This is a genomic window from Burkholderia sp. S171 (assembly GCF_009766085.1).
Lineage (GTDB): Bacteria > Pseudomonadota > Gammaproteobacteria > Burkholderiales > Burkholderiaceae > Caballeronia.
This window is the reverse complement of sequence record NZ_LMUF01000076.1, coordinates 1-2,338: the sequence shown is the minus strand read 5'-3', so window position 1 is coordinate 2,338 and position 2,338 is coordinate 1. Positions and strand designations below refer to the sequence as shown.

At 56.5% G+C, this 2,338-nt stretch carries 3 protein-coding genes; all 3 read right to left on the bottom strand.

Annotation, left to right across the window (positions count from 1 at the left end; translation table 11 throughout):
* Nucleotides 1–525: 525 nt before the first annotated feature.
* Entirely contained in the window at nt 526–858 is a 333-nt protein-coding gene (locus tag GSQ93_RS37300) for a DUF4148 domain-containing protein (protein WP_158941233.1), read from the bottom strand.
* Nucleotides 859–1,208: 350 nt separating this feature from the next.
* On the bottom strand, nt 1,209–1,904 hold the full coding sequence (gene hutC / locus GSQ93_RS37295) for a histidine utilization repressor (RefSeq protein ID WP_158941232.1): 696 nt from the start codon (nt 1,902–1,904) through the stop codon (nt 1,209–1,211).
* The coding region (locus GSQ93_RS37290) for an aromatic amino acid lyase (RefSeq protein WP_158941231.1) at nt 1,901–2,338 on the bottom strand (438 nt) is incomplete at its 5' end. The genes hutC and GSQ93_RS37290, both read right to left, overlap by 4 nt.

Genomic DNA, 2,338 nt, shown 5'->3' with positions numbered 1-2,338 from the left:
TCGGCGGGTTTGGGGTCGGCGGGTTTGGGGTCTGGCGGGTTTGGGGTCTGGCGGGTTTGGGGTCTGGCGGGTTTGGGGTCTGGCGGGTTTGGGGTTAGTGGTCGGGGTCAGTGCTGGGTTGCTGCTTTCAGTGTTAGTGGTCTGCGAGAGTCGGATTTTCTCTTTATCACTGTTAGCCACTGTGCGTGGCGGCCCGTGCCGCCACGCACAGTGGCTAATAGTGATAAATAAATTAGTTAACCTAAGCAGACCGCTAGGCCCGAAAGCAACAACCCGGCATAGACTCAACGCGCGAACCCTAGAACCTAGCCTAGCACCCCGGAATCGACCCAACCGCTAACCCCTAACCCCAAACCCGTCCACCGGTGCGAACGAAAAAAAACCCGCCATTCGCTTTACCGCGGCGGGCGAGTTTTTCATTTGGCGCTAGACCCGAAGGAATCCGAAACAACAAACCATCATTCAATCGGCTCTAGTGCCGGATCTGATCCAGTCAGATCCACTTCATACTTTCTCAGCGTCCGATTAGTGACCGAAGAACACCGAACCAGGAGCATTTTGCGCCGGTACCGCGGAGCTACGAACACCCACTGCCGAAGTGCCGCTGGTCGAAGGACCATACGACGTTGCAGCCTGACCATTTTGTGCATCTACACGAGCCTGAGCTGCCTGGATATTCGCCGGGTAGTCGGTCTGGTCGGCGGTCGGGTTGTACCCTGCCTTTTCCAACTGAACCAGTTGCGCCTTCACTTCAGCACGCGTCAGCGGGCCGTTGTTGTCAGTGCTTTGCGCAAACGCAAACGTCGGAGCTGCCAATGCCGACACGATAACAACTGCGGGAATAAGTGACTTGAACATGATGAAACCTCCAGTATTTTGTTTGTGGTCTCGAAACAATCTCAGACGGACATAAGCGTTTTCTGAAGTTGTTTCGGATGTAAGAAGTCTATGCTTCGGAACCTTGAGGGAAAACCCTTATTTACGCGAAACATCATTGTTGAAATCGCAACAATCGCGTGGAAATATCCGGCGAAGTGGAATTGAAAGCAGAAAATCGGAATTTATTGCTGAATAAAGCGCGAGCGCGCCTCTGAATTTGGGGAATTGCCCCCACTACAGCAGGCTGTATTGCGGCTTCCACAAGAATTCGATCCGAACCCGGGGAGGGTCCGGCACAAGGTAATGGACCAAGAAAGACCACGAAGGACCTAGAAATGACCCGTGAATTGATATCGATCGCCGGGATGCCAGAGGTTCGCTACTGACGCCACCGCGTCCCTCGACCACGTCCGCCGATGCAGCATCAGGCACGGCTCGCCGGCTTTCATCGCGAGCGCGAGACCTGTGTTCTCATCTGGAAGGGCAGCTTCAATCCGATATTCAACCCGCTGCAAAGGCGCGGCGACCATCAAGTATTGATTCGGCGTGATCTTCGTGAAATCCTGGCGCGCGTATTCCGGCGCGAGCGCAGGATTGACCCAGCGCTCTTCCAACTGGATCGGCAAGTCGTTTTCGAAGTGCAGCACCCGCGAATGAAATACCGGGCTGCCTTCGGTGAGCTGCATTTCGAGCGCGAGACGTTCGTCCAGTACCGACGCGCCCAAGTGCATCACTTCTGCCCGATGCACGTGACCACGTCCGGTGATCTCGTCGGAGATACTGCGTATTTCCACGAGCGTCGACGCGTATTTCGGCTGCGCCACGAACGTGCCCGCGCCCTGCACGCGTGTCAGGATCTGCTCGGCGGTCAGTTCGCGCAACGCGCGATTGACCGTCATGCGCGCAACCTTGAAATCGCGCGCCAGTTCGTTTTCGGAAGGCACCTGGTCGCCTTCTTTCCACTCCCCCGCATGAATGCGCGTGAGAATGTGATCCTTGATTTCCTGATACGCGGGCGTGTTCATGCTGGGCGGGTAGCGTCCGGTTGAACGTGGGGTTGAGTTTCCGAAGCTTCCGAAACAAACGAAAGCGGGCAATGTTTCGCGATTTCGCCGCTGACCACCTGCTTCGCGATCGCCTCGATATCCGGTGCGAAATAATGATCGAGATCGTAATGCGCGACTTCCGAGCGCAGCGTCTTCATCACTTCGGCGAGGCGCGGACTTGTCTGATGCGGCGCGCGAAGGTCCACACCTTGCGCCGCCGCCAGCAATTCAATAGCAAGAATATGCGCTACGTTCTCCGCGATATAACCAAGCTTGCGGGCGGCGAACGTCGCCATGGAGACGTGATCTTCCTGATTCGCCGATGTCGGCAATGAATCGACCGACGCCGGATGCGCGTAGGTCTTGTTCTCCGACGCCAGCGCCGCAGCAGTCACATGCGCGATCATGAAGCC

Bases quoted from the DNA above. Each gene is read 5' to 3' on its own strand.
- GSQ93_RS37300 (WP_158941233.1), bottom strand. From the start codon at position 858: ATGTTCAAGTCACTTATTCCCGCAGTTGTTATCGTGTCGGCATTGGCA.
- hutC (WP_158941232.1), bottom strand. From the start codon at position 1,904: ATGAACACGCCCGCGTATCAGGAAATCAAGGATCACATTCTCACGCGC.